Here is a 21,905-nt window from a genome sequence, read left to right on the forward strand (position 1 = left end):
CATCATGACCATTGGGACGATTTCCCCGCGCGAGGCGCAGACGCTGGTCGCACAAGGCGCAAAACTGATTGATATCCGCGATGCTGACGAGTATCTGTACGAGCATATTCCGGAGGCGCATCTGGCGCCATTACCTACGCTAGAGCAGGGATCGCTGCCTGCGAATTTACGCGCCGGGCAGGTGATTTTTCACTGCCAGTCAGGCAAACGTACACAAAACGCGGCGACAAAACTGAACGCTATTGCCGCGCCTGCGCAGGTCTGGTTGTTGGAAGGTGGCATTGACGGCTGGAAAGCCGCAGGTTTTCCGGTGGCAAAAGATCGTTCACAACCGTTACCGCTGATGCGCCAGGTGCAGATAGCCGCAGGCAGCCTTGCCTTACTCGGCGTCATTCTGGGCTACACCGTTAGCAGCGCCTTCTTCCTGCTGAGCGGTTTTGTGGGCGCCGGGCTAATACTCGCTGGCGTGACCGGCTTTTGCGGCATGGCGCGATTGCTGGATATCATGCCCTGGAACCGACGTACTCATTAAGCGGTAATCATTGAAACTGCACTGTACCCGCTGATTGACGTGATCTATGGTGAGTTCTGCGATAAATAAAGGAGAGCAATATGTTTAAACCTGGCGATCTGGTTCAACCACGCATGGGTGGACCTAAACTGAAAGTTGTCGAAGTCAATGGCGATCACATTGTGGCGGTACACGCCAGTAATGAAAGCGGCGAAAAATTCACGCTGAAAGCAGCTGACGTGACGCGATATACCGAAGAGGGTGATTTTGGCGTTTGCTGAAAATAAGCGGTGAGGTCGCCCTCACCGCATTAATAATCAGATCAAAAAGTCATCAAGAGATTTACCGGCAGCCAGCGCCTGGGCAATTGGCTTCGGTGTGCGCCCCTGTCCGGTCCATGTTTTTGTTTCACCATTGAGATCGGTAAAACGATATTTCGCCGGGCGCGGCTGACGTTTTTTAACTGAACCTGCCGTCGCAGGCGTCATGCTCAGTAGCTCTTCCGGATTGATCCCGTCTGCCTGCATCAGCGCCAGCAAAGTATTAATTTTTTCCTGCTGTTCTGCACGTTGGCGCTGTAGTTGTTCTTCTTCATCGCGGCGTTCTTTGGTCACTACCCTGAATTTTTCCAGCATATCTTCCAGCACATCAACGGAAAATTCACGAGCCATTGCACGCAGCGAGCGGATATTATTTAAGTTTTTTAACATTGAACTCATATTAACAAAACCTCTTTAACGTAAAACATAAAAACGGTATTACCCTAAATATTGTATGCAACTGCTTATTATATTTCCAGTCTAATTTATTCGCATATTACTAATCAAAAAAGCTAATTCGTGTATTTATCGCATCCATTTTGATATCGCCTATGCGATATATTCTATTCCTCTGCTAGTCGCTATAAATATACTTGCAAGGAGTCTCAGGGTATCACTCGAAAAACAGGCCACAACATCGCGCGGAGCCGGTGCGTATACATATTGCACATTAGTCAACATTGAGAAAAGGAGCGCAAAAAATTCAGAAAAACAAATTTCCATAACCCATTGATCTAAAATGCCTTTAATTAAATCAGCAACGAAAATACCAAAACGAACAAAAAACAAACCATTGCAGAGCATTTTATCGACAAAAAGGTAATAAATAAAAATTTTAAGCTAGTTGCCAGCTCTTATCTAGGCAGATATCCTATTCAAACGCGAAAGCAGCAAGACAAATCACTAGCAAGAAGGTATTCAAAACCTTTTTTTCCCTTTTTACAAGGAGCATTAACATGTTCTCTCCGCAGTCACGCTTGCGTCATGCAGTAGCAGACACGTTCGCGATGGTTGTTTATTGTTCTGTCGTGAACATGTTGATCGAAATATTCCTTTCTGGAATGAGCTTCGAACAGTCTCTGTACTCCAGACTGGTGGCTATCCCCGTCAACATCCTGATCGCGTGGCCATACGGCATGTATCGCGATTTGTTTATGCGCGCGGCGCGTAAAGCCACGCAAGCAGGATGGGGGAAAAACCTGGCGGACGTGCTGGCTTATGTCACCTTCCAGTCACCAGTGTATGTGATTATTCTATTGACGGTTGGCGCAGACTGGCACCAGATTACGGCTGCAGTAAGTTCGAACATCGTGGTATCAATGCTGATGGGCGCGGTCTATGGCTACTTTCTTGATTATTGCCGCCGCCTGTTTAAGGTCAGCAGCTATCACCAGGCTAAAGCCTGACAGATCTCTTCGCGACTGGCCCTGCCAGTCGCATTATTAGTTTGAACTAACGTCGCCAAACAACCCACTCAGATAACGCTCAAGCGCAATTCGCGAACTGAAGCCGTGCGGAATACCATAATGTTCGTGAGTCTCTCCGGCTAAATATAGCGGGAATTGCTGGTAGTGATCGCAGGTTTTAATATCCGTCGCAGGTTCCGCCAGCGAAGAGCTGCGCTCTTTTAGCGTGGGATGGATAACTAATGCGGTACGTCCCATACGTGCTTCACGGTTAACGTACACATAATTTTCGCCACGACGATAGCCGTACGTTTTTTGCGTCACTACATCGACGGTAAAGCCCACTTTTTCAAGTACGCGCGCCACCTCATCAGGTCGTAAATACATATTTTTTTCCTCGTTATCTTTTTTACTGCGGGCTTACCTTACCTGATTCAGCATTAGCAACGCTTTCAGAAAAGTCCATAAACGAGTGGCGATGGTGGGACGAATATCTTAAGAACCGCGCAGAATTATGTCAGCGACATCCGCAGTTGATACGCCGCCTGCTGCGCCATTTCCACCGAGCTGATGTTAGTAAACGACAACAATATTCCCCCCTTTCCTGCTGAAGTTATTCGCCAGCGGCTTAACGCCTGAACCGCCAGCCCGGCCTGATTCGCTTTGCGCACTAGCGCAACATCATCTCCGTCGACAGTTATCACCAGCTGAATCCCTCCTTCCTGAGGAATGACGTTAAATCCTTGTTCACTCAGCGCGTTTTCCATCCATTGACGTCGCAGGGCATAATTCTGGCGCATACGTTTTAAGTGCCGCCAGAAGTGGCCATCTTGCATAAAATCCGCCAGCGTTTGCTGCCATAAAACCGGAACGCTACAGGCCGTTAGCGCCGCCTGCTGACGAAAATGTTCGACCTGAGTCAGGGGTACCACCAGCCATGCCGTGCGCAAAGCCGGAAACATCGATTTGCTGAACGTTCCGGCATAAATCACCCGCTGGGGCGCATCCAGACTTTTTAGCGGCGGCAACGGTTTACCGTGATAGCGAAATTCACTGTCGTAATCATCTTCAATGATCCACGCCTGCGCCCGAGTCGCCCATTCAAGCAGTTGGTGGCGACGGTCTAATGACAGGGCGACGCCCAGCGGACTTTGGTGTGCGGGTGTGAGCAGCACAAAACGCGCCTGCGGGTAGTCACGGATCCCAGCGCAGACATCCAGGCCATCGGCATCAACTGCCACCGGCATCAGCTCAATGCGCTCCTGAGCCACCACGGGGTGAATCAACGGAAAGCCAGGATCTTCGACCCACATCCCCTCACCGGGTTGAGACAGAGCGCGCAGGATTAACGTCATTGATGCCGCGTAACCTGAAGTAATAAAAATCTGCTCCGGCTGGCACTCAATACTGCGTGAGACGCGCAGGTAATCGACAATCGCCTGACGTAAAACCCGTTCGCCGCAAACATCGCCCACGGCCAGGTCAAAACGCGTTTGGGTGCGTAAACGCCGCCCCATCACCCGCGCCCAGACGTCCCGCGGGAAGAGATCGAGTGCGGGTAATCCCATCTGAAAAGGCTGCGGCCTGGGGTTTTCTCCGGCGAAGATGGCGGGAGACACAGGTGCGTTTTCCGGTCGCAGTTGCTCACTGACAAATGTTCCTGCCTGCCCGCGTCGCGCGAGCCAGCCCTGCGCCACCAGATCTGCATAGGCATTTTCCACCGTCGAACGTGATACCCCCAGCTCCTGGGCCCAGGTCCGACTGGAGGGCAATCTTGTGCCTGGCTTTAGTTCACCTTTCTCAATGGCGTTTTTTAACTGACGGGCGATTTGCTGATAGCGTGGCATTTATGGTCTGCTTTTTTGGCAACAATATGGCTCTCTGTAGCAGTCCATTATAGTGCTACATTGCGGGTCATCCAAACGAGGAGAAATACCATGACAATGTTACGCCAGCCCTATTATGAACTCAGTCCTGAAATCTATAACGCTTTGGTTCAGGCCAGCAAAGCGCTGGAAAACTGCGCGCTGGAACCTACGCTGACGGAACTGATTTACCTGCGAGTCTCGCAAATCAACGGCTGCGCCTTTTGCCTGGAAATGCACAGTAAGGCGCTGCGCAAATCCGGTGTTGCGCAGGCCAAACTGGACGCGCTGGCAGGCTGGCGGGTGAGTCATCACTTCAGCGAGCAGGAGCGTGCGGCGCTGGCGTGGGCCGAATCCGTCACCCATATAGCCAGCACCCATGCCGAAGATGACGTTTATTTGCCGCTGCTCGACCATTTTAGCGCGAAAGAGATTAGCGATCTGACGTTTGCTATTAGCCTGATGAACTGCTTTAACCGTCTGGCGGTAGGGATGCGCATGTGATTCTGCGCTGCCGGATGGCGACATAAACGCCATCCGGCAACCTGCCATAGTTCCTATCACTTCCTCCGTCAGGCTAATCACCCATGCCCTCATCAATCTAAAATTACCATATCTTGTATGGTTGAATCTTTTTAAAACTACATCTAGTATCTCCTCTATCAAGACACACACAACCTGACGCCCTCTATCGCGTCATTCTTTTACTTTTAGATGGAAATACGAATTATGCGCATTGTTATTTACACTCGTAACAACTGTGTTCAGTGCCACGCCACTAAGCGGGCGATGGAAAGCCGCGGGTTTGACTTTGAGATGGTAAACGTCGATTTACACCCCGATATGGCGGATCGCCTGCGCGATCAAGGCTTTCGTCAGTTACCGGTCGTGGTCGCAGGGGAAACCAGTTGGTCAGGATTTCGCCCGGACATGATCAACCGTCTGCGCTCGGCCCCTCAAGTGGCCAGCGCATGAGTCAGCTCGTCTACTTTTCCAGCAGCTCCGAAAATACGCACCGCTTCATGCAGCGTCTGGGGCTGCCTGCCATCCGCATTCCGCTTAACGAACGCGAGCGGATCCGGGTAGACGAACCTTACATTTTAATCGTGCCCTCCTACGGTGGCGGCGGTACAGCTGGCGCGGTCCCGAGACAGGTGATCCGCTTTTTAAACGATACGCACAACCGGGCGTTAATCCGTGGAGTGATCGCCTCCGGCAATCGCAATTTCGGGGACGCCTACGGTCGCGCGGGTGATGTCATCTCACAAAAATGCGGCGTGCCGTGGCTCTATCGCTTTGAGCTGATGGGCACCCAAAGCGATATCGACAACGTGCAAAAAGGAGTGAGCGAATTTTGGCAACGACAACTGCAGAACGTGTAGAACAGCAGACGCTGGATTATCACGCCCTGAACGCCATGCTGAATCTGTACGATAAGGCCGGGCGCATTCAGTTCGACAAAGACCATCAGGCGGTGGAAGCATTCTTTACCGCCCACGTCCGCCCCAACTCGGTGGCGTTTGCCAGCCAGCAGGCGCGTCTGGACACGTTGGTGGATGAAGGCTATTACGATGCCAGCGTGTTAGCCCGCTATGATCGCGCGTTTGTGCTGAAGCTATTCGCCCACGCCCACGCCAGCGGATTCCGTTTCCAGACGTTCCTCGGCGCATGGAAGTTCTACACCAGCTATACGCTGAAAACGTTCGACGGGAAGCGCTATCTCGAAGACTTTGAGGATCGCGTAACGATGGTGGCACTCACTCTGGCGCAGGGCGATGAAGCGCTCGCTCTGCAACTGACCGATGAAATGCTCTCCGGGCGTTTTCAACCCGCCACGCCAACCTTTTTAAACTGCGGTAAACAGCAACGCGGCGAGCTGGTTTCCTGCTTCCTGTTACGCATTGAAGACAACATGGAGTCAATTGGACGGGCGGTCAACTCGGCGCTGCAACTCTCCAAACGCGGCGGCGGCGTGGCATTTTTGCTCTCTAACCTGCGTGAGGCGGGTGCGCCCATTAAGCGCATTGAGAACCAGTCCTCTGGGGTGATCCCGGTAATGAAAATGCTGGAGGATGCGTTTTCTTATGCGAATCAATTAGGGGCGCGTCAGGGTGCAGGCGCGGTGTATCTGCACGCGCATCATCCGGATATTTTGCGTTTTCTCGATACCAAACGTGAAAACGCCGACGAGAAAATCCGTATCAAAACGCTCTCGCTTGGTGTGGTGATCCCGGATGTCACCTTCCAGTTAGCCAAAGAAAATGCCCAAATGGCGCTGTTTTCACCGTATGACGTGGAACGCATTTACGGCAAACCATTCGGTGATATCGCCGTAACTGAACGGTATGACGAACTGGTTGCCGACAAACGAGTGCGCAAAAAATACATTAACGCCCGCGATTTCTTCCAGCGGCTGGCCGAGATCCAGTTCGAGTCCGGCTACCCTTACATCATGTTTGAAGACACGGTGAATCGCGCCAATCCGATTGCCGGTCGTATCAATATGAGCAACCTGTGCTCGGAGATTTTGCAGGTTAACAGCGCTTCCACCTACGATGAAAACCTCAATTACGCGCAAACAGGGCACGATATCTCCTGCAACCTCGGCTCGTTGAATATTGCTCATACCATGGATTCGCCAGACTTTGGTCGCACAGTGGAAACGGCGGTTCGCGGTTTAACGGCCGTTTCGGACATGAGCCATATCCGCAGCGTACCCTCAATTGAGGCCGGGAACAGCGCATCGCACGCCATCGGTCTTGGGCAGATGAACCTGCACGGGTATCTGGCACGGGAAGGTATCGCCTACGGCTCACCTGAAGGGCTGGATTTCACCAATCTCTATTTCTACACCATCACCTGGCATGCGCTGAATACGTCGATGAAGCTCGCCCGGGAACGCGGCAAAACCTTTGCCGGATTCAGACAGTCCCGCTACGCCAGCGGTGAGTATTTTAACCAGTATCTACAGGGCGACTGGCAGCCAAAAACCGCCAAGGTTCGCACACTGTTTGCCACCAGCGGCATTACGCTGCCAACGCGCGAAATGTGGTCGCAGCTGCGTGAAGATGTCATGCGCTACGGCATTTATAACCAGAATTTACAAGCGGTTCCGCCAACGGGTTCTATCTCCTACATCAACCATGCGACATCAAGCATTCACCCGATCGTGTCAAAAGTGGAGATTCGCAAAGAGGGCAAAACCGGGCGCGTTTACTACCCTGCCCCGTTTATGACCAATGAGAATCTGGCCTTGTATCAGGATGCCTACGAGATTGGTCCACAAAAAATCATTGATACCTACGCTGAAGCAACGCGGCATGTCGATCAGGGGCTTTCACTGACGCTCTTTTTCCCCGATACCGCCACCACTCGCGATATCAACAAAGCGCAGATTTACGCCTGGCGTAAGGGCATCAAATCGCTGTATTACATCCGACTACGCCAGTTGGCGCTGGAAGGAACCGAAATCGAAGGTTGCGTGTCATGCGCGCTGTAAGGAGGACAACATGACATTATCCCGCGTGAGTGCCATCAACTGGAACAAGATTGAGGATGATAAAGATCTCGAGGTTTGGAATCGCCTGACCAGTAACTTCTGGCTACCGGAAAAGGTCCCGCTCTCCAACGATATCCCGGCCTGGCAAACGTTGAACGCCGCCGAACAGCAGCTGACTATCCGCGTTTTTACCGGGCTGACGCTGCTCGACACTATTCAGAACATAGCCGGTGCGCCAGCATTGATGGCCGATTCGTTAACGCCGCATGAAGAGGCGGTGCTATCGAATATCAGCTTTATGGAAGCGGTGCACGCCCGTTCGTACAGCTCAATTTTCTCCACTCTTTGCCAGACCAAAGACGTGGATGCGGCTTACGCGTGGAGTGAAGAAAATACCCCACTCCAGCGCAAGGCGCAGATCGTTTTGACACATTACGCCAGCGACGAACCGTTGAAGAAAAAAATTGCCAGCGTGTTTCTGGAATCCTTCCTGTTCTATTCCGGCTTCTGGTTGCCAATGTATTTCTCCAGCCGCGGAAAACTGACCAATACCGCCGATCTCATTCGTCTGATCATTCGTGATGAAGCCGTTCACGGGTATTACATTGGTTATAAATATCAAAAAGGTCTGGAGCACATTACTGAATCCGCACGCGAGGAGTTAAAGAATTTTGCCCTCGATCTGCTGATGGAATTGTATGATAACGAAGCGCGTTATACGGAAGAATTGTATGCAGAAACCGGCTGGGTGGATGACGTCAAAGCCTTCCTTTGCTACAACGCCAATAAGGCATTAATGAATTTGGGATATGAGGCATTATTCCCGCCAGAAATGGCGGAGGTTAACCCAGCAATCCTTGCCGCGCTGTCGCCCAACGCTGACGAAAACCACGATTTCTTCTCGGGTTCCGGCTCATCATACGTGATGGGAAAAGCTGTCGAAACCGAAGACGACGACTGGAATTTCTAGCGCTCATTTCCGCGGAAAATACCGTACATTTTTCGCGGAAATATTCTAACAGGATCACACTTTTGTCGTGCAAATATAATTGTGTGATCTACACTCAATATCAGTCGCATTATTCGCCTGCATTTCAGCAATTCAGGCGACTTTTCATTGCCATTTACAAAAAATATTACCCCATTCACATTCGCGCTCAGCCCTTATATCACGGGAAGTCCCGCCACATGGCCTTCAGCAATATTCGTGCCACAAACAAATTCAGGGTTGTCTCAGATTCTCAGTATGTTAGGGTAGAAAAAGGTCACTATTTCCATCAGGTAATATATCGATATAAACAAATAACAGGAATCATTCTATTGCATGGCAATTAAATTAGAAGTTAAAAATCTCTATAAGATATTTGGAGAGCATCCGCAGAGAGCTTTCAAATATATTGAAAAAGGACTTTCAAAAGAGCAGATTCTGGATAAAACAGGGCTATCGCTTGGCGTTAAGAACGCCAGTCTGGCCATTGAAGAAGGCGAGATATTTGTCATCATGGGATTATCCGGTTCGGGTAAATCCACAATGGTACGCCTTCTCAATCGCCTGATTGAACCCACCCGCGGGCAAGTATTGATTGACGGCGTAGACATCGCCCGGATATCCGATGCTGAGCTTCGCGAGGTGCGCAGAAAAAAGATTGCGATGGTTTTCCAGTCCTTTGCCCTGATGCCGCACATGACGGTCCTGGACAATACGGCATTCGGCATGGAATTAGCCGGTGTTGGCGCGGATGAACGTCGTGAAAAAGCGTTAGATGCGCTGCGTCAGGTTGGTCTGGAGAATTATGCTCACGGATACCCGGATGAACTTTCCGGAGGGATGCGCCAGCGTGTGGGCCTCGCCCGTGCATTAGCCATAAACCCTGACATCTTATTAATGGATGAGGCCTTTTCTGCCCTCGATCCGTTAATTCGTACCGAGATGCAGGATGAACTGGTAAAACTACAGGCGAAACATCAACGTACCGTGGTCTTTATTTCCCACGATCTCGACGAAGCTATGCGTATTGGCGACAGAATTGCCATTATGCAAAACGGTGAAGTGGTCCAGGTCGGCACGCCAGATGAAATCCTGAATAATCCGGCCAATGATTATGTACGCACCTTCTTCCGCGGCGTTGATATTAGCCAGGTCTTTAGTGCCAAAGATATTTCACGTCGTAGCCCTGAAGGTTTAATTCGTAAAACGCCCGGGGTCGGTCCACGTTCAGCGCTGCAATTATTGCAGGACAAAGATCGCGAATATGGTTACGTGATCGAGCGCGGCAATAAATTCGTCGGCGTTGTCTCTATCGACTCTTTAAAAGCAGCATTAAGTCAGGCGCAAGGTATTGAAGCGGCATTGATCGATGAGCCGTTAGCCGTGGATGCGCAAACTCCTCTCAGCGAGTTGCTTTCTCATGTCGGCCAGGCCCCGTGCGCGGTGCCGGTTGTTGATGAGGAACAGCAGTATGTGGGCATCATTTCAAAACGCATGCTGTTACAGGCTTTAGATCGTGAGGGGGCAAACAATGGCTGATCAAACCAATCCGTGGGATACCACACCAGCGGCCGACAGTGCCGCACAAACCACCGATGCCTGGAGTACGCCATCAGGCGCGCCAGCTGACGGCGGTAGCGCAGACTGGCTGACCAGCGCACCCGCGCCGGCGCCAGAGCATTTCAATATTATGGATCCGTTCCATAAAACGCTGATCCCGCTGGATAGCTGGGTCACAGAAGGGATCGACTGGGTCGTTACCCATTTCCGTCCGGTCTTCCAGGGCATTCGAGTCCCGGTGGATTATATTCTCAACGGCTTCCAGCAGCTTCTGTTGGGTATGCCAGCCCCGGTGGCGATTATCCTGTTCGCTCTGATTGCCTGGCAGATTTCCGGCGTTGGAATGGGCGTTGCTACGCTGATTTCATTGATTGCAATCGGGGCCATCGGCGCGTGGTCGCAGGCCATGATCACCCTGGCGCTGGTACTAACCGCGCTGCTGTTCTGCGTGGTGATCGGTCTACCGATGGGGATCTGGTTGGCGCGCAGTCCACGGGCGGCAAAAATTGTTCGTCCGCTGCTGGACGCCATGCAAACCACACCGGCGTTCGTCTATCTGGTGCCGATCGTCATGCTGTTTGGTATCGGTAACGTCCCGGGCGTGGTGGTGACGATTATCTTCGCCCTGCCGCCAATCGTGCGTCTGACCATTCTGGGGATTAACCAGGTGCCAGCCGACTTGATTGAAGCCTCGCGCTCATTTGGCGCCAGCCCGCGCCAGATGCTGTTTAAAGTGCAGCTCCCGCTGGCGATGCCTACCATTATGGCCGGGGTCAACCAGACGCTGATGCTGGCGCTCTCAATGGTCGTCATCGCGTCGATGATCGCCGTCGGCGGACTGGGTCAGATGGTTCTACGTGGAATTGGTCGTCTGGATATGGGGCTTGCCACCGTCGGCGGGGTTGGGATCGTGATCCTCGCCATCATTCTCGACCGCCTGACGCAGGCTGTCGGTCGCGACGCCCGTAGCCGTGGTAACCGTCGCTGGTACACCACCGGTCCCGTTGGGCTTATCACTCGCCCATTCACGAAGTAATTCACCCGTTGCCCGGTGGCGCATTGCTTACCGGGCCTATACGTCCCTCCAATAATTAAGGAACAACGATGCGACAGAACGTCATTATTGCCACAGCGTTTGCCACCCTTGTCTCCACCAGCACTTTCGCTGCCGATCTGCCAGGCAAAGGCATCACTGTACAGCCAATCCAGAGCACTATCTCTGAAGAATCCTTCCAGACGCAACTGGTCGCCCGTGCGCTGGAGAAACTGGGTTATACCGTTAACAAAACAAGCGAAGTTGACTACAACGTCGGCTATACCTCCATTGCCTCTGGCGATGCAACTTTTACCGCTGTGAACTGGCAGCCGCTGCATGATGATATGTATGCCGCAGCGGGTGGAGACAAAAAGTTCTATCGCGAGGGGGTATTCGTTACGGGTGCCGCGCAAGGTTATCTGATCGATAAAAAAACCGCTGAGCAGTATAAAATCACCAACATTGCCCAGTTAAAAGATCCGAAGATCGCCAAAATCTTTGACACCAACGGCGACGGAAAAGCAGACATGATGGGCTGCTCGCCGGGCTGGGGCTGCGAAGCGGTGATCAACCACCAGAACAAAGCCTTCGATCTGGAAAAAACCGTCGAGGTCAGCCACGGTAACTATGCGGCGATGATGGCAGACACTATTACCCGCTTTAAAGAAGGCAAACCCATTCTTTACTACACCTGGACACCGTACTGGGTGAGCGACGTTATGAAACCGGGTAAAGATGTGGTCTGGCTGCAGGTGCCGTTCTCTTCCCTGCCAGGCGAGCAGAAAGACATTGATACCAAGCTGCCAAACGGCGCCAACTACGGCTTCCCGGTGAACACTATGCATATCGTCGCCAACAAAGCCTGGGCGGAGAAAAACCCGGCTGCGGCGAAACTGTTTGCCGTCATGAAGCTGCCGCTGGCGGATATCAACGCGCAGAACGCGATGATGCACGACGGGAAAGCATCTGAAGCCGACGTGCAGGGTCACGTTGACGGCTGGATCAAAGCCCACCAGCAACAGTTTGATGGCTGGGTGAAAGAAGCGCTGGCTGCGCAGAAATAACCCCCTCGTAGGCCTGATAAGCGTAGCGCCATCACACCAATGCCGGATGGTGGCGCGATGCGCCTTATCCGGCCTACACGCCTTCCTCCCAACCGCACAATCCATCACCCAACAAATCAGCAACATTTAATCACTTACGTTATGATTGTTTTCTGCAACCCATTTTTCAGTTGAAAACCATGACGAAAACCACTCAGGGACTTAGCCCTTCGCTGATCCTGTTAATGTCTATCGCCACCGGCCTCGCCGTCGCCAGTAACTATTACGCGCAGCCGCTGCTCGACACCATCGCACGTAACTTTTCCCTATCGGCCAGCACCGCTGGCTTTATCGTCACCGCGGCCCAGCTCGGCTATGCCGCCGGCCTGCTGTTTTTAGTACCGCTTGGCGATATGTTTGAACGTCGGATGCTGATCGTCTCCATGACGCTGTTAGCAGCAGGCGGCATGCTTATTACCGCCAGCAGCCAGTCGCTGGGCATGCTGATCCTCGGCACCGCCCTGACCGGGCTGTTCTCGGTAGTGGCACAGATTCTGGTTCCGCTGGCGGCGACGCTTGCCACGCCGGATAAGCGCGGTAAAGTTGTCGGCACCATTATGAGCGGCCTGCTGCTGGGTATCCTGCTGGCGCGCACCGTGGCGGGATTACTGGCCAATCTTGGCGGCTGGCGCACCGTATTTTGGGTCGCATCGATATTAATGGCGCTGATGGCGATTGCGCTGTGGCGCGGTCTGCCGAAGATGAAATCAGATACTCATCTCAACTATCCGCAACTGTTAGGCTCCGTATTCAGCCTGTTTATCCATGATAAATTGCTGCGTACCCGCGCGATGTTGGGCTGCCTGACCTTTGCCAATTTCAGTATTCTCTGGACCTCTATGGCGTTTTTGCTCGCCGCGCCGCCGTTTAACTATTCCGAAGGAACGATCGGGCTGTTTGGCCTGGCAGGGGCCGCAGGGGCGTTAGGCGCGCGTCCGGCAGGTGGTTTTGCCGATAAGGGAAAATCACATCTCACCACGACCACAGGTCTGTTATTACTGCTGCTCTCCTGGTGGGCTATCTGGTTAGGGCATAGTTCCGTACCAATGCTGGTTATCGGTATCCTGGTCCTGGACCTCACCGTTCAGGGTGTGCATATCACCAACCAGACGGTTATCTATCGCATTCATCCGGACGCGCGTAATCGCCTGACCGCCGGATACATGACCAGCTATTTTATTGGCGGGGCGGCAGGTTCGCTGATTTCGGCCTCCGCCTGGCAGCATGCCGGTTGGGCTGGCGTTTGTCTGGCCGGTACGACCGTTGCCCTACTCAACCTGTTGGTCTGGTGGCGAGGATATCACCGTCAGGAAGCCGTAAATTAAGCATATAGCGTATGTTTACCGCTGATTGGGCTCCGCAGGGTGTTAAGGAGCCCATCAGTCTGCTAAGGTTATAACTCATTGAACCAAGTTATATTAATTTCGGTAATGAAACCTATAACCCTATGGAAAGCCCGATATCCCAGTCTGAACCCAGTTCTGCGACGCTAACTGAAGGATTCAAAGACAGCCTGCCAATAGTCATCAGCTATATTCCGGTCGCTTTTGCATTTGGTCTCAATGCCACTCGCCTTGGCTTTACTCCGGTTGAAAACGTGTTTTTCTCCTGCATTATCTATGCGGGAGCCAGCCAGTTTGTCATCACCACAATGCTCGCCGCAGGCAGTTCTTTGTGGGTCGCCGCACTGACCGTCATGGCCATGGATGTACGCCATGTTTTGTACGGACCTTCCCTGCGTAGCCGAATCGCCCAGCGACTGAGCAAACCCAAAAGCGCGCTGTGGGCCTTTGGCCTCACCGATGAAGTCTTTGCCGCCGCCACGGCGAAGCTGGTACGGGATAACCGGCGCTGGAGTGAAAACTGGATGATCGGCATTGCGCTATGCTCCTGGGCCTCCTGGGTGTTTGGCACGGTGATCGGCGCGTTTTCCGGCAGTGGTTTACTCAAGGATTACCCGGCAGTTGAAGCGGCGTTGGGCTTCATGCTCCCGGCGCTGTTCATGAGCTTCCTGCTCGCCTCTTTCCAGCGTCAACAAGCACTCTGCGTGACTGCAGCACTGACCGGCGCGCTGGCTGGAGTCATGCTGTTTTCCATTCCTGCCGCCATCCTTGCAGGCATTGTCTGCGGATGTCTGACGGCTCTTATCCAGTCATTTTGGCAGGGAGGTCCCGATGAGCTATGAGGTCCTGCTGCTTGGCCTGTTGGTCGGCTGCGTTAACTACTGTTTTCGTTATTTGCCGCTCCGTCTTGGAGTGGGGAATGTTCGCCCGACGAAGCGCGGCGCGACGGGCATATTACTCGACACCATTGGCATTGCATCAATTTGCGCCCTGTTGGTGGTGTCTACCGCGCCAGAAGTGATGCACGATTCTCGTCGGTTCGTGCCTACGTTGGTGGGGTTTGTCATACTGGGCGCAAGCTTCTATAAGACCCGCAGCATCATCATTCCAACCTTACTGAGTGCTCTGGGCTATGGATTAGCCTGGAAAATGCTGATTGTCTTATAGATAAAAACAATCATTTTAAATAAATAATACATTTACTTTATTTGTCACTGTCGTTACTATATCGGCTGAAATTAATGAGGTTATACCCAAATGGATAGTTCGTTTACGCCCATTGAACAAATGCTAAAATTTCGCGCCAGCCGCTACGAAGAGTTCCCTTATCAGGAAGTGCTTCTGACTCGTCTATGCATGCACATGCAGGGCAAGCTGCTGGAAAACCGCAATAAGATGCTGAAAGCTCAAGGGATTAACGAGACATTGTTTATGGCGTTGATTACGCTGGAGTCTCAGGAAAACCACAGTATTCAGCCTTCTGAACTGAGTTGCGCGCTTGGCTCGTCACGCACTAACGCAACCCGCATTGCGGATGAGTTAGAAAAACGTGGCTGGATCGAACGTCGCGAAAGCGATAACGATCGCCGCTGTCTGCATCTGCAATTGACCGAGAAAGGCCACGCATTTTTGCAAGAGGTGTTACCGCCTCAGCATAACTGCCTGCATCAGCTTTGGTCATCTCTCAGCACCACCGAAAAAGATCAGCTTGAGCAAATTACCCGTAAACTTCTGACCCGTCTTGACCAGATGGAGCAGGATGGCGCGGTATTAGAAGCGTTGCGCTAACGCGCCGACTCGCTCAGAAATCCAGATTTATAAATGAAAAAACCGACAGGCCAGCACGCATACTGCTGGCCTGTCTGATAAACAGGTCGGCTCAGCCGATGTGAAAAAAAAGAAGATCGTGGAGAACAACATGAGCGTAAATGCGGAGACTCAAACCCCGCAGCAACCGGTCAAGAAGAATGGCAAACGTAAAAGTATGCTGCTCCTTCTGACCTTGCTCTTTATTATTATTGCCGTGGCATATGGGATTTATTGGTTTTTAGTACTGCGTCATGTCGAAGAGACAGACGATGCGTACGTGGCAGGGAACCAGGTTCAAATCATGGCGCAGGTATCAGGCAGCGTGACGAAAGTCTGGGCTGATAACACTGACTTTGTAAAACAAGGCGATGTGCTGGTCACCCTCGACCAGACGGACGCAAAGCAGGCATTTGAAAAAGCCAAAACTGCGCTGGCTTCCAGCGTGCGTCAGACGCACCAGTTGATGATCAACAGCAAGCAGTTACAGGCAAGCATTGAAGTGCAGAGAACCGCGCTGGCGCAGGCACAAAGCGACTTTAATCGCCGTGTCCCGCTGGGCAACGCCAACCTGATTGGCCGCGAAGAGCTGCAACATGCGCGTGATGCCGTCGCCAGCGCTCAGGCTCAGCTTGATGTCGCTATCCAACAATATAATGCCAACCAGGCGATGATTCTCGGCAGTAAGCTGGAAGACCAGCCCGCCGTGCAACAGGCTGCCACTGAAGTGCGCAATGCCTGGCTGGCGCTGGAACGAACCCGAATCGTCAGCCCAATGACTGGCTATGTTTCCCGTCGTTCCGTGCAGCCGGGGGCGCAAATTAGCCCGACCACGCCGCTGATGGCGGTCGTTCCAGCCACTAACCTGTGGGTGGATGCCAACTTCAAAGAAACACAGCTCGCGCACATGCGTATCGGTCAACCGGCGACCGTGATCAGCGATATTTACGGCGATGACGTGAAATATACCGGTAAGGTTGTCGGGCTGGATATGGGTACGGGCAGCGCCTTTTCCCTGCTGCCAGCACAAAACGCAACGGGTAACTGGATCAAAGTCGTCCAGCGTCTGCCGGTGCGTATTGAACTGGATGCACAGCAGTTGGCGCAGCATCCGCTGCGTATCGGTTTATCTACGCTGGTTACGGTAGATACCTCAAATCGTGACGGACAAATTCTGGCAAGCCAGGTTCGCACCACGCCGGTATCAGAAAGTAATGCACGGGAAATCAACCTTGCTCCGGTCAATAAGATGATCGAAGAGATCGTGCAGGCCAACGCGGGCTAATTCAAAGGTGCGTGTGATGCAACAGCAAAAACCGCTGGAAGGCGCGCAGCTCGTCATTATGACGATCGCGCTGTCCCTGGCGACATTCATGCAGGTGCTGGACTCCACCATTGCTAACGTGGCGATCCCCACTATCGCCGGGAACCTCGGCTCTTCACTGAGCCAGGGTACCTGGGTGATCACCTCATTCGGGGTGGCGAACGCTATCTCGATTCCGATCACCGGCTGGCTGGCAAAGCGCTTTGGCGAAGTAAGGCTATTCATGTGGTCAACTATCGCCTTCGTCATTGCGTCATGGGCATGCGGGATGTCCACCAGCCTGAACATGCTGATTTTCTTCCGCGTAATCCAGGGGATTGTCGCCGGTCCATTAATTCCGCTGTCACAAAGCTTGTTGCTGAATAACTATCCTCCCGCCAAACGTTCCATCGCTCTGGCGCTATGGTCGATGACGGTGATTGTTGCCCCGATATGTGGCCCTATTCTTGGGGGCTATATCAGCGACAACTATCACTGGGGCTGGATATTTTTCATCAACGTGCCAATCGGTGCTGCGGTGGTATTGATGACTCTGCAAACCCTGCGCGGTCGGGAAACCAAAACCGAGCAGCGGCGCATCGATGCCATTGGTCTGGCCCTGCTGGTCATTGGTATCGGCAGTTTGCAGATTATGCTCGACCGCGGCAAAGAGCTGGACTGGTTCGCCTCTCAGGAGATTATCATCCTGACGGTGGTCGCCGTTGTCGCCATCAGCTTCCTGATCGTCTGGGAGCTTACCGACGAGCACCCCATTGTCGACCTCTCACTGTTTAAGTCGCGCAACTTTACCATCGGCTGTCTGTGTATCAGTCTGGCCTATATGCTCTACTTCGGCGCAATCGTCCTGCTGCCGCAGCTGTTGCAGGAGGTATACGGCTATACGGCAACCTGGGCCGGTCTGGCGTCAGCGCCGGTTGGGGTGATTCCGGTGATCTTATCGCCGATTATCGGCCGCTTCGCGCACAAGCTTGATATGCGTCGGTTAGTTACGTTCAGTTTTATTATGTACGCCGTCTGTTTCTACTGGCGTGCGTGGACGTTCGAACCGGGTATGGACTTTGGCGCATCGGCCTGGCCACAGTTTATTCAGGGGTTCGCGGTAGCCTGCTTCTTTATGCCGCTGACGACTATCACGCTGTCCGGCTTACCACCTGAGCGTCTGGCCGCGGCATCAAGTTTGTCGAACTTTACGCGAACGCTGGCCGGCTCTATTGGCACATCAATTACGACGACGATGTGGACTAACCGCGAGTCACTTCACCATGCGCAGTTAACGGAATCCGTTAATCCCTACAATCCAAACGCGCAGGCAATGTACGATAAGCTGCAGGATTTAGGGATGACGCATCAGCAGGCGTCAGGCTGGATAGCCCAGCAGATCACCAATCAGGGGCTGATTATTTCCGCCAACGAAATCTTCTGGATGTCGGCGGGGATCTTCCTGGTCTTGCTTGGCCTGGTGTGGTTTGCCAAACCACCCTTCGGTGCGGGCGGCGGCGGCGGCGGCGCGCACTAAATATCTGATAAAAGGGATCTGCGGATCCCTTTTTTATTGCCCCGTAAACCACCTCCCAGGGAGATGGTTTAGGGGAGGCAATAAAAAACCCCGGTTATAAGCCGAGGTTAATTTAAATACTGGAACAACTAATCAGTATGACTAAATATGCAGTTCCTGCAGTTTCTCTTTCGGCAGCGCCAGCTCTTCATTGCTGTTAACGCGTACATCATGCTCCAGAATATGACGTGCGATATCCTGTGCTTCGCTAAGAGAGTGCATCTGATACGTGCCACACTGGTAAACGTTCAGCTCCGGGATCTGGTTTTGATCCTGCACTTTCAGCACGTCCGCCATCGCCGCTTTCCACGCGTCGGCAACACGCTGCTCGTCTGGCGTACCAATCAGGCTCATGTAAAAGCCAGTGCGGCATCCCATCGGAGAGATATCGATAATCTCCACGCCGTTGCCGTTGAGATGGTTACGCATAAAACCTGCAAACAAGTGTTCCAGCGTATGGATACCTTTCTCAGGCATCACTTCTTTGTTCGGAATGCAGAAACGCAGATCAAACACGGTGATTGCGTCGCCATGCGGGGTGTTCATCGTTTTTGCAACCCGGACCGCGGGAGCTTCCATCCGGGTGTGATCGACAGTAAAACTATCTAACAACGGCATTTAGCCACCTCCGATAAATTTTTTGAAAATAATCTGAACTCTTTGTTCCGGGGCGAGTCTGAGTATATGAAAGACGCGCATTTGTTATCATCATCCCTGTTTTCAGAGATGAAATTTTGGCCACTCCCGAGTGGCCTTTTTCTTTTGTATCAAGCGTGCTTTTCCAGCCACACGCTAAACGGCTCAGTATCAGCCGCTTCGATCTCCTGCTGACGACGCTTTGAAGCCTCGGTTTCAGCAATAAATTCCGCTTCCTGCAATATTTCTAACGGCTCTTCACGCAGCAGATTTCGGTAAGCCTCACCCAGCGCTTTACCCGTGCCGCCAATGCCTTCATCAATCATAGACCGTAGGATGCGGGCAGAGAAAGTCAGTTCTGGGTTGTCAAAACAGGCAACCAGTTCATCACAGACCTTTTGATACTCCTCTCCCCCATCGATGCTGTCCAGCGTTTGTGCCACGCGTTTCAGATCGCGGAACAGATCTTTCCCTACCTTAGGCAGCGGGAACTGGGCTGTTTCACAGCCAATACCTAACGTCAGCCCAGGCTTACGACCTTCGAGAATCACCCGATTCCAGTTTTTACGCGTACACAGCAATTCATCGCTGCTCATTTCCGGGGCATCGGCCAGCGCACACCAGACCATAAACAGATCGAGGAAACGCACCTGCTGCTCGTCCACGCCGATCGGTGAGAACGGGTTGATATCCAGTGAGCGAACTTCGATGTACTCAATACCGCCACGCAGAAGCGCGTCAGAAGGCGTTTCGCCACGACGAGTGACGCGTTTCGGGCGAATAGGCGCATACAGCTCATTTTCAATCTGCAGAACGTTGCTGTTGATTTGCAGACGCTTACCGTCCTTCTCCAGACCGATCGCCGCGTACTCCTCGGAAGGGGTTTTAATCGCGCGCTTTAATCCTGCCACATACTCATGCAAATCGTTAAACGTAATTCCGAGATTGCTTTGCGACTTATTGGTATAGCCCAAATCACTCAGGCGCAGCGACGTCGCATACGGCAGGTAATACATCCCACAGTCGGTTTTTTCAAACGGCAGGGTTGTCGGTTTTCCTTGCAGGAAAGAGGAACAAATGGCCGGAGAGGCGCCAAACAGATACGGGATCACCCAACCAAAACGGTAGTAGTTGCGGATCAGACGAAAGTAACCCGCGGAGATCTTCTCTTTAGCATCTTCGCCGTCCGTTACGCCACATTTCGCCTGCCAGAAAGCCATCGGCAATGAGAAATTGTAGTGTACGCCGGAAATAGTCTGCATCAGCGCGCCGTAACGGTTTTTGAGGCCTTCACGGTACAGCGTTTTCAGACGACCGGTATTCGACGTACCGTACTGCGCCAGTTCAATATCCTGACCTTCGGCAATATAGCAAGGCATGCTCAACGGCCACATACGCTCGTCGCCCAGATTCCTGGCGGTATACCGATGCAGGTCGCGCATAAATGTGAGCATTTTCTCAATGTCGTCGCCTGGAGGCGTAATAAACTCCAGCAGCGCTTCGGCAAAGTCAGTGGTTATCCATTTATGCGTTAGCGCTGAGCCTAACACCTCAGGATGGCCTGTAGTTGCTAATGACCCATCTGCATTAACGCGCAGCGTTTCGCGCTCCAGCCCACGTTGAATCCCCTTTAACGCCTGAGGATGGTTTTCCAGCCAGGCCAGCGCCTGTGATACGTCCGGGATCAAATTGACCTCCCGCCTGTCAAAATCGTTTTAATTAGCATAATGGTATTGGTTACCCTGAAGGCTATCTCACAACACAATTAGTGCCACCACATAATGCCTTGCGTCGTAACCGCTGCGACAACTACATAGCGCAGCGCCTTGCCAAGGCATAAGAAAAAAAGTACTGGACCCCACGAGATGCGCATCCATCCAGCTAACAGGCACAATAAATCACCCACAACCGGCATCCAGCTTAATAATAGTGTGACAGCGCCATAGCGCCGCAGCCAGCCAGTGGCTTTTTCTTGCCAGCGCGATGTTTTACGCAATGGAAAGAAACGCCCAAGGATAACGTTAGTTAACCCTCCAAGGCTATTACCCATTGTTGCTGTTAAGACTAAGACCCAGGGATGACTTACCCCAGAGACCAGCAAAGCAACTAAAACAACTTCAGAATTGCCGGGTAATAGCGTAGCGCTGAGAAAACTGCTGGCAAACAGTGACAGGAGCGATAGTCCATCACTCACAATAACCGGACATCCACCGCGTCCATTCCTGCGGCACGCGCCGCCTGCAGTCCAAAATCGGCATCTTCAAATACGACACAGCGCGCCGGAGCAACACCCATACGTTCGGCACAGAGCAAAAACGTATCAGGAGCAGGTTTATGGTGTTGTACGTGATCGGCTGCGACTACAGCATCAAAATAGCGACGCAACCCAAGGTGTGCGAGAAGAGCTTCCGCAATCGCGCTTTCACTCCCCGTACCTACCGACATAGGACGACGACCATGCCAGGCTTTCACGACGTCAACCAATGGCAAAGGCTGGACGCTATCCAGCAGCATGCTTCTCACCTTGTCGGTTTTTTCACGCGCCAATGCATGAGGGTCAAGATCGGCATGATTCAATTTAATTACCGACTGGGCAATACGCCACGTTGGGGAGCCATTGAGGGCGACCATGGCTTGTTCATCAAAACGTAACCCATAATGCCCCAATACCTCATGCCACGCCTTACGGTGCGTTGGCTCGGTATCCAGGATGGTGCCATCCATATCAAAAATCAAACCCGCATAACGTTCGTACATCGTCTTCTCACAAGCCGAATGACCAGACGTTATTTTATCGTAATTGATTGATTTTGTCGCTCACAGCGAATTAAGGGGTATTCCGGGAGTATGTGGAAATGATTCAAAGGAGAGAAGATGGTGCATCCGGGAGGATTACTCGGCTGCGCCTCGCCCTGGGGCCGTTGCTGAAGCAACGTTATCCTCCCTGGTGCTC

At 52.4% G+C, this 21,905-nt stretch carries 24 protein-coding genes; 17 read left to right on the plus strand and 7 right to left on the minus strand.

From position 1 onward, the window contains the following. Positions 1–4: 4 nt before the first annotated feature. Both WC7_RS08055 and WC7_RS08050 read left to right on the plus strand, forming a co-directional pair. Positions 5–532 carry a rhodanese family protein gene (locus tag WC7_RS08055; protein ID WP_016154140.1) on the plus strand — a complete coding sequence of 176 codons (528 nt, stop codon included), beginning with the start codon at positions 5–7 and terminating at the stop codon, positions 530–532. 80 nt (positions 533–612) lie between these two features. Further along, complete coding sequence (locus WC7_RS08050) at positions 613–792, plus strand: hypothetical protein (RefSeq protein WP_016154141.1); 180 nt, start codon at positions 613–615, stop codon at positions 790–792. Between the two features lie 36 nt (positions 793–828). Here the strand turns inward: WC7_RS08050 and stpA are convergent, their stop codons facing one another. Further along, the gene (stpA, locus tag WC7_RS08045) at positions 829–1,230 is read right to left on the minus strand and encodes a DNA-binding protein StpA (RefSeq protein WP_016154142.1); all 402 of its coding nucleotides are present in this window, start codon (positions 1,228–1,230) and stop codon (positions 829–831) included. A 557-nt stretch (positions 1,231–1,787) separates the two neighbouring features. Here stpA and alaE point away from each other — a divergent pair. Beyond that, positions 1,788–2,237, plus strand: coding sequence for an L-alanine exporter AlaE (gene alaE / locus WC7_RS08040; RefSeq protein WP_016154144.1), 450 nt, complete (start codon positions 1,788–1,790; stop codon positions 2,235–2,237). 36 nt (positions 2,238–2,273) lie between these two features. On the opposite strand, the gene WC7_RS08035 is transcribed toward alaE, so the two are convergent. Continuing rightward, positions 2,274–2,624: a DUF2002 family protein gene (locus WC7_RS08035; protein ID WP_016154145.1), complete on the minus strand. Its 351-nt coding sequence runs from the start codon at positions 2,622–2,624 to the stop codon at positions 2,274–2,276. Positions 2,625–2,749: 125 nt separating this feature from the next. Then, positions 2,750–4,084, minus strand: a complete 1,335-nt coding sequence (locus WC7_RS08030) for a MocR-like pyridoxine biosynthesis transcription factor PdxR (RefSeq protein WP_016154146.1) — start codon at positions 4,082–4,084, stop codon at positions 2,750–2,752. Between the two features lie 90 nt (positions 4,085–4,174). On the opposite strand from WC7_RS08030, the gene WC7_RS08025 reads away from it, so the two are divergent. From WC7_RS08025 to emrB, 14 genes are all read left to right on the plus strand, one after another. Next, positions 4,175–4,606, plus strand: a complete 432-nt coding sequence (locus tag WC7_RS08025; protein ID WP_016154147.1) for a carboxymuconolactone decarboxylase family protein — start codon at positions 4,175–4,177, stop codon at positions 4,604–4,606. A gap of 225 nt (positions 4,607–4,831) precedes the next feature. Beyond that, positions 4,832–5,077: a glutaredoxin-like protein NrdH gene (gene nrdH, locus WC7_RS08020; protein WP_016154148.1), complete on the plus strand. Its 246-nt coding sequence runs from the start codon at positions 4,832–4,834 to the stop codon at positions 5,075–5,077. Beyond that, the gene (gene nrdI, locus WC7_RS08015; RefSeq protein ID WP_016154149.1) at positions 5,074–5,484 is read left to right on the plus strand and encodes a class Ib ribonucleoside-diphosphate reductase assembly flavoprotein NrdI; all 411 of its coding nucleotides are present in this window, start codon (positions 5,074–5,076) and stop codon (positions 5,482–5,484) included. The genes nrdH and nrdI overlap by 4 nt, the downstream gene beginning before the upstream one ends. After that, positions 5,457–7,601 carry a class 1b ribonucleoside-diphosphate reductase subunit alpha gene (nrdE, locus tag WC7_RS08010; protein ID WP_016154150.1) on the plus strand — a complete coding sequence of 715 codons (2,145 nt, stop codon included), beginning with the start codon at positions 5,457–5,459 and terminating at the stop codon, positions 7,599–7,601. The genes nrdI and nrdE overlap by 28 nt, the downstream gene beginning before the upstream one ends. A 10-nt stretch (positions 7,602–7,611) precedes the next feature. Continuing rightward, on the plus strand, positions 7,612–8,571 hold the full coding sequence (gene nrdF / locus WC7_RS08005) for a class 1b ribonucleoside-diphosphate reductase subunit beta (protein WP_016154151.1): 960 nt from the start codon (positions 7,612–7,614) through the stop codon (positions 8,569–8,571). A gap of 354 nt (positions 8,572–8,925) precedes the next feature. Then, a complete protein-coding gene (proV, locus tag WC7_RS08000; protein ID WP_016154152.1) occupies positions 8,926–10,128 on the plus strand; it encodes a glycine betaine/L-proline ABC transporter ATP-binding protein ProV in 1,203 nt (400 codons plus the stop codon). Then, complete coding sequence (proW, locus tag WC7_RS07995) at positions 10,121–11,185, plus strand: glycine betaine/L-proline ABC transporter permease ProW (protein ID WP_016154153.1); 1,065 nt, start codon at positions 10,121–10,123, stop codon at positions 11,183–11,185. The genes proV and proW overlap by 8 nt, the downstream gene beginning before the upstream one ends. Before the next feature lie 68 nt (positions 11,186–11,253). Continuing rightward, positions 11,254–12,249 (plus strand): glycine betaine/L-proline ABC transporter substrate-binding protein ProX, encoded by a 996-nt coding sequence (gene proX / locus WC7_RS07990; protein WP_016154154.1) that lies wholly within the window; start codon positions 11,254–11,256, stop codon positions 12,247–12,249. Between the two features lie 179 nt (positions 12,250–12,428). Continuing rightward, a complete protein-coding gene (locus WC7_RS07985) occupies positions 12,429–13,613 on the plus strand; it encodes an MFS transporter (RefSeq protein WP_016154155.1) in 1,185 nt (394 codons plus the stop codon). A gap of 122 nt (positions 13,614–13,735) precedes the next feature. Continuing rightward, complete coding sequence (locus tag WC7_RS07980) at positions 13,736–14,473, plus strand: AzlC family ABC transporter permease (protein WP_016154156.1); 738 nt, start codon at positions 13,736–13,738, stop codon at positions 14,471–14,473. Next, the gene (gene ygaH, locus WC7_RS07975) at positions 14,463–14,798 is read left to right on the plus strand and encodes an L-valine transporter subunit YgaH (RefSeq protein WP_016154157.1); all 336 of its coding nucleotides are present in this window, start codon (positions 14,463–14,465) and stop codon (positions 14,796–14,798) included. Before WC7_RS07980 ends, ygaH begins: the two co-directional genes overlap by 11 nt. 90 nt (positions 14,799–14,888) lie before the next feature. Then, positions 14,889–15,419, plus strand: coding sequence for a multidrug efflux transporter EmrAB transcriptional repressor EmrR (gene emrR, locus WC7_RS07970; protein WP_003037300.1), 531 nt, complete (start codon positions 14,889–14,891; stop codon positions 15,417–15,419). A 130-nt stretch (positions 15,420–15,549) separates the two neighbouring features. Further along, on the plus strand, positions 15,550–16,722 hold the full coding sequence (gene emrA, locus WC7_RS07965; RefSeq protein ID WP_016154158.1) for a multidrug efflux MFS transporter periplasmic adaptor subunit EmrA: 1,173 nt from the start codon (positions 15,550–15,552) through the stop codon (positions 16,720–16,722). A gap of 16 nt (positions 16,723–16,738) precedes the next feature. Continuing rightward, the gene (gene emrB / locus WC7_RS07960; RefSeq protein ID WP_016154159.1) at positions 16,739–18,277 is read left to right on the plus strand and encodes a multidrug efflux MFS transporter permease subunit EmrB; all 1,539 of its coding nucleotides are present in this window, start codon (positions 16,739–16,741) and stop codon (positions 18,275–18,277) included. A gap of 141 nt (positions 18,278–18,418) precedes the next feature. Here the strand turns inward: emrB and luxS are convergent, their stop codons facing one another. The 4 genes from luxS to yqaB form a co-directional block, all read right to left on the minus strand. Next, positions 18,419–18,934 (minus strand): S-ribosylhomocysteine lyase, encoded by a 516-nt coding sequence (luxS, locus tag WC7_RS07955; RefSeq protein ID WP_016154160.1) that lies wholly within the window; start codon positions 18,932–18,934, stop codon positions 18,419–18,421. Positions 18,935–19,083: 149 nt separating this feature from the next. Beyond that, positions 19,084–20,640, minus strand: coding sequence for a glutamate--cysteine ligase (gene gshA, locus WC7_RS07950; RefSeq protein WP_016154161.1), 1,557 nt, complete (start codon positions 20,638–20,640; stop codon positions 19,084–19,086). A gap of 77 nt (positions 20,641–20,717) precedes the next feature. After that, complete coding sequence (locus WC7_RS25820; protein ID WP_003825961.1) at positions 20,718–21,146, minus strand: YqaA family protein; 429 nt, start codon at positions 21,144–21,146, stop codon at positions 20,718–20,720. After that, positions 21,143–21,709, minus strand: coding sequence for a fructose-1-phosphate/6-phosphogluconate phosphatase (gene yqaB, locus WC7_RS07945; RefSeq protein WP_016154162.1), 567 nt, complete (start codon positions 21,707–21,709; stop codon positions 21,143–21,145). Before yqaB ends, WC7_RS25820 begins: the two co-directional genes overlap by 4 nt. Positions 21,710–21,905: the final 196 nt, after the last annotated feature.

Origin of the sequence: Citrobacter sp. KTE151, from assembly GCF_000398845.1 — a bacterium.
In the GTDB taxonomy this organism is placed as follows: Bacteria; Pseudomonadota; Gammaproteobacteria; order Enterobacterales; family Enterobacteriaceae; genus Citrobacter; species Citrobacter braakii.

Excerpts from the sequence above, each read along its gene's own strand:
- WC7_RS08055 (WP_016154140.1), top strand. The coding sequence starts at position 5 with ATGACCATTGGGACGATTTCCCCGCGCGAGGCGCAGACGCTGGTCGCA.
- WC7_RS08050 (WP_016154141.1), top strand. The coding sequence starts at position 613 with ATGTTTAAACCTGGCGATCTGGTTCAACCACGCATGGGTGGACCTAAA.
- stpA (WP_016154142.1), bottom strand. The coding sequence starts at position 1,230 with ATGAGTTCAATGTTAAAAAACTTAAATAATATCCGCTCGCTGCGTGCA.
- alaE (WP_016154144.1), top strand. The coding sequence starts at position 1,788 with ATGTTCTCTCCGCAGTCACGCTTGCGTCATGCAGTAGCAGACACGTTC.
- WC7_RS08035 (WP_016154145.1), bottom strand. The coding sequence starts at position 2,624 with ATGTATTTACGACCTGATGAGGTGGCGCGCGTACTTGAAAAAGTGGGC.
- WC7_RS08030 (WP_016154146.1), bottom strand. The coding sequence starts at position 4,084 with ATGCCACGCTATCAGCAAATCGCCCGTCAGTTAAAAAACGCCATTGAG.
- WC7_RS08025 (WP_016154147.1), top strand. The coding sequence starts at position 4,175 with ATGACAATGTTACGCCAGCCCTATTATGAACTCAGTCCTGAAATCTAT.
- nrdH (WP_016154148.1), top strand. The coding sequence starts at position 4,832 with ATGCGCATTGTTATTTACACTCGTAACAACTGTGTTCAGTGCCACGCC.
- nrdI (WP_016154149.1), top strand. The coding sequence starts at position 5,074 with ATGAGTCAGCTCGTCTACTTTTCCAGCAGCTCCGAAAATACGCACCGC.
- nrdF (WP_016154151.1), top strand. The coding sequence starts at position 7,612 with ATGACATTATCCCGCGTGAGTGCCATCAACTGGAACAAGATTGAGGAT.
- proV (WP_016154152.1), top strand. The coding sequence starts at position 8,926 with ATGGCAATTAAATTAGAAGTTAAAAATCTCTATAAGATATTTGGAGAG.
- proW (WP_016154153.1), top strand. The coding sequence starts at position 10,121 with ATGGCTGATCAAACCAATCCGTGGGATACCACACCAGCGGCCGACAGT.
- proX (WP_016154154.1), top strand. The coding sequence starts at position 11,254 with ATGCGACAGAACGTCATTATTGCCACAGCGTTTGCCACCCTTGTCTCC.
- WC7_RS07985 (WP_016154155.1), top strand. The coding sequence starts at position 12,429 with ATGACGAAAACCACTCAGGGACTTAGCCCTTCGCTGATCCTGTTAATG.
- WC7_RS07980 (WP_016154156.1), top strand. The coding sequence starts at position 13,736 with ATGGAAAGCCCGATATCCCAGTCTGAACCCAGTTCTGCGACGCTAACT.
- ygaH (WP_016154157.1), top strand. The coding sequence starts at position 14,463 with ATGAGCTATGAGGTCCTGCTGCTTGGCCTGTTGGTCGGCTGCGTTAAC.
- emrR (WP_003037300.1), top strand. The coding sequence starts at position 14,889 with ATGGATAGTTCGTTTACGCCCATTGAACAAATGCTAAAATTTCGCGCC.
- emrA (WP_016154158.1), top strand. The coding sequence starts at position 15,550 with ATGAGCGTAAATGCGGAGACTCAAACCCCGCAGCAACCGGTCAAGAAG.
- emrB (WP_016154159.1), top strand. The coding sequence starts at position 16,739 with ATGCAACAGCAAAAACCGCTGGAAGGCGCGCAGCTCGTCATTATGACG.
- luxS (WP_016154160.1), bottom strand. The coding sequence starts at position 18,934 with ATGCCGTTGTTAGATAGTTTTACTGTCGATCACACCCGGATGGAAGCT.
- yqaB (WP_016154162.1), bottom strand. The coding sequence starts at position 21,709 with ATGTACGAACGTTATGCGGGTTTGATTTTTGATATGGATGGCACCATC.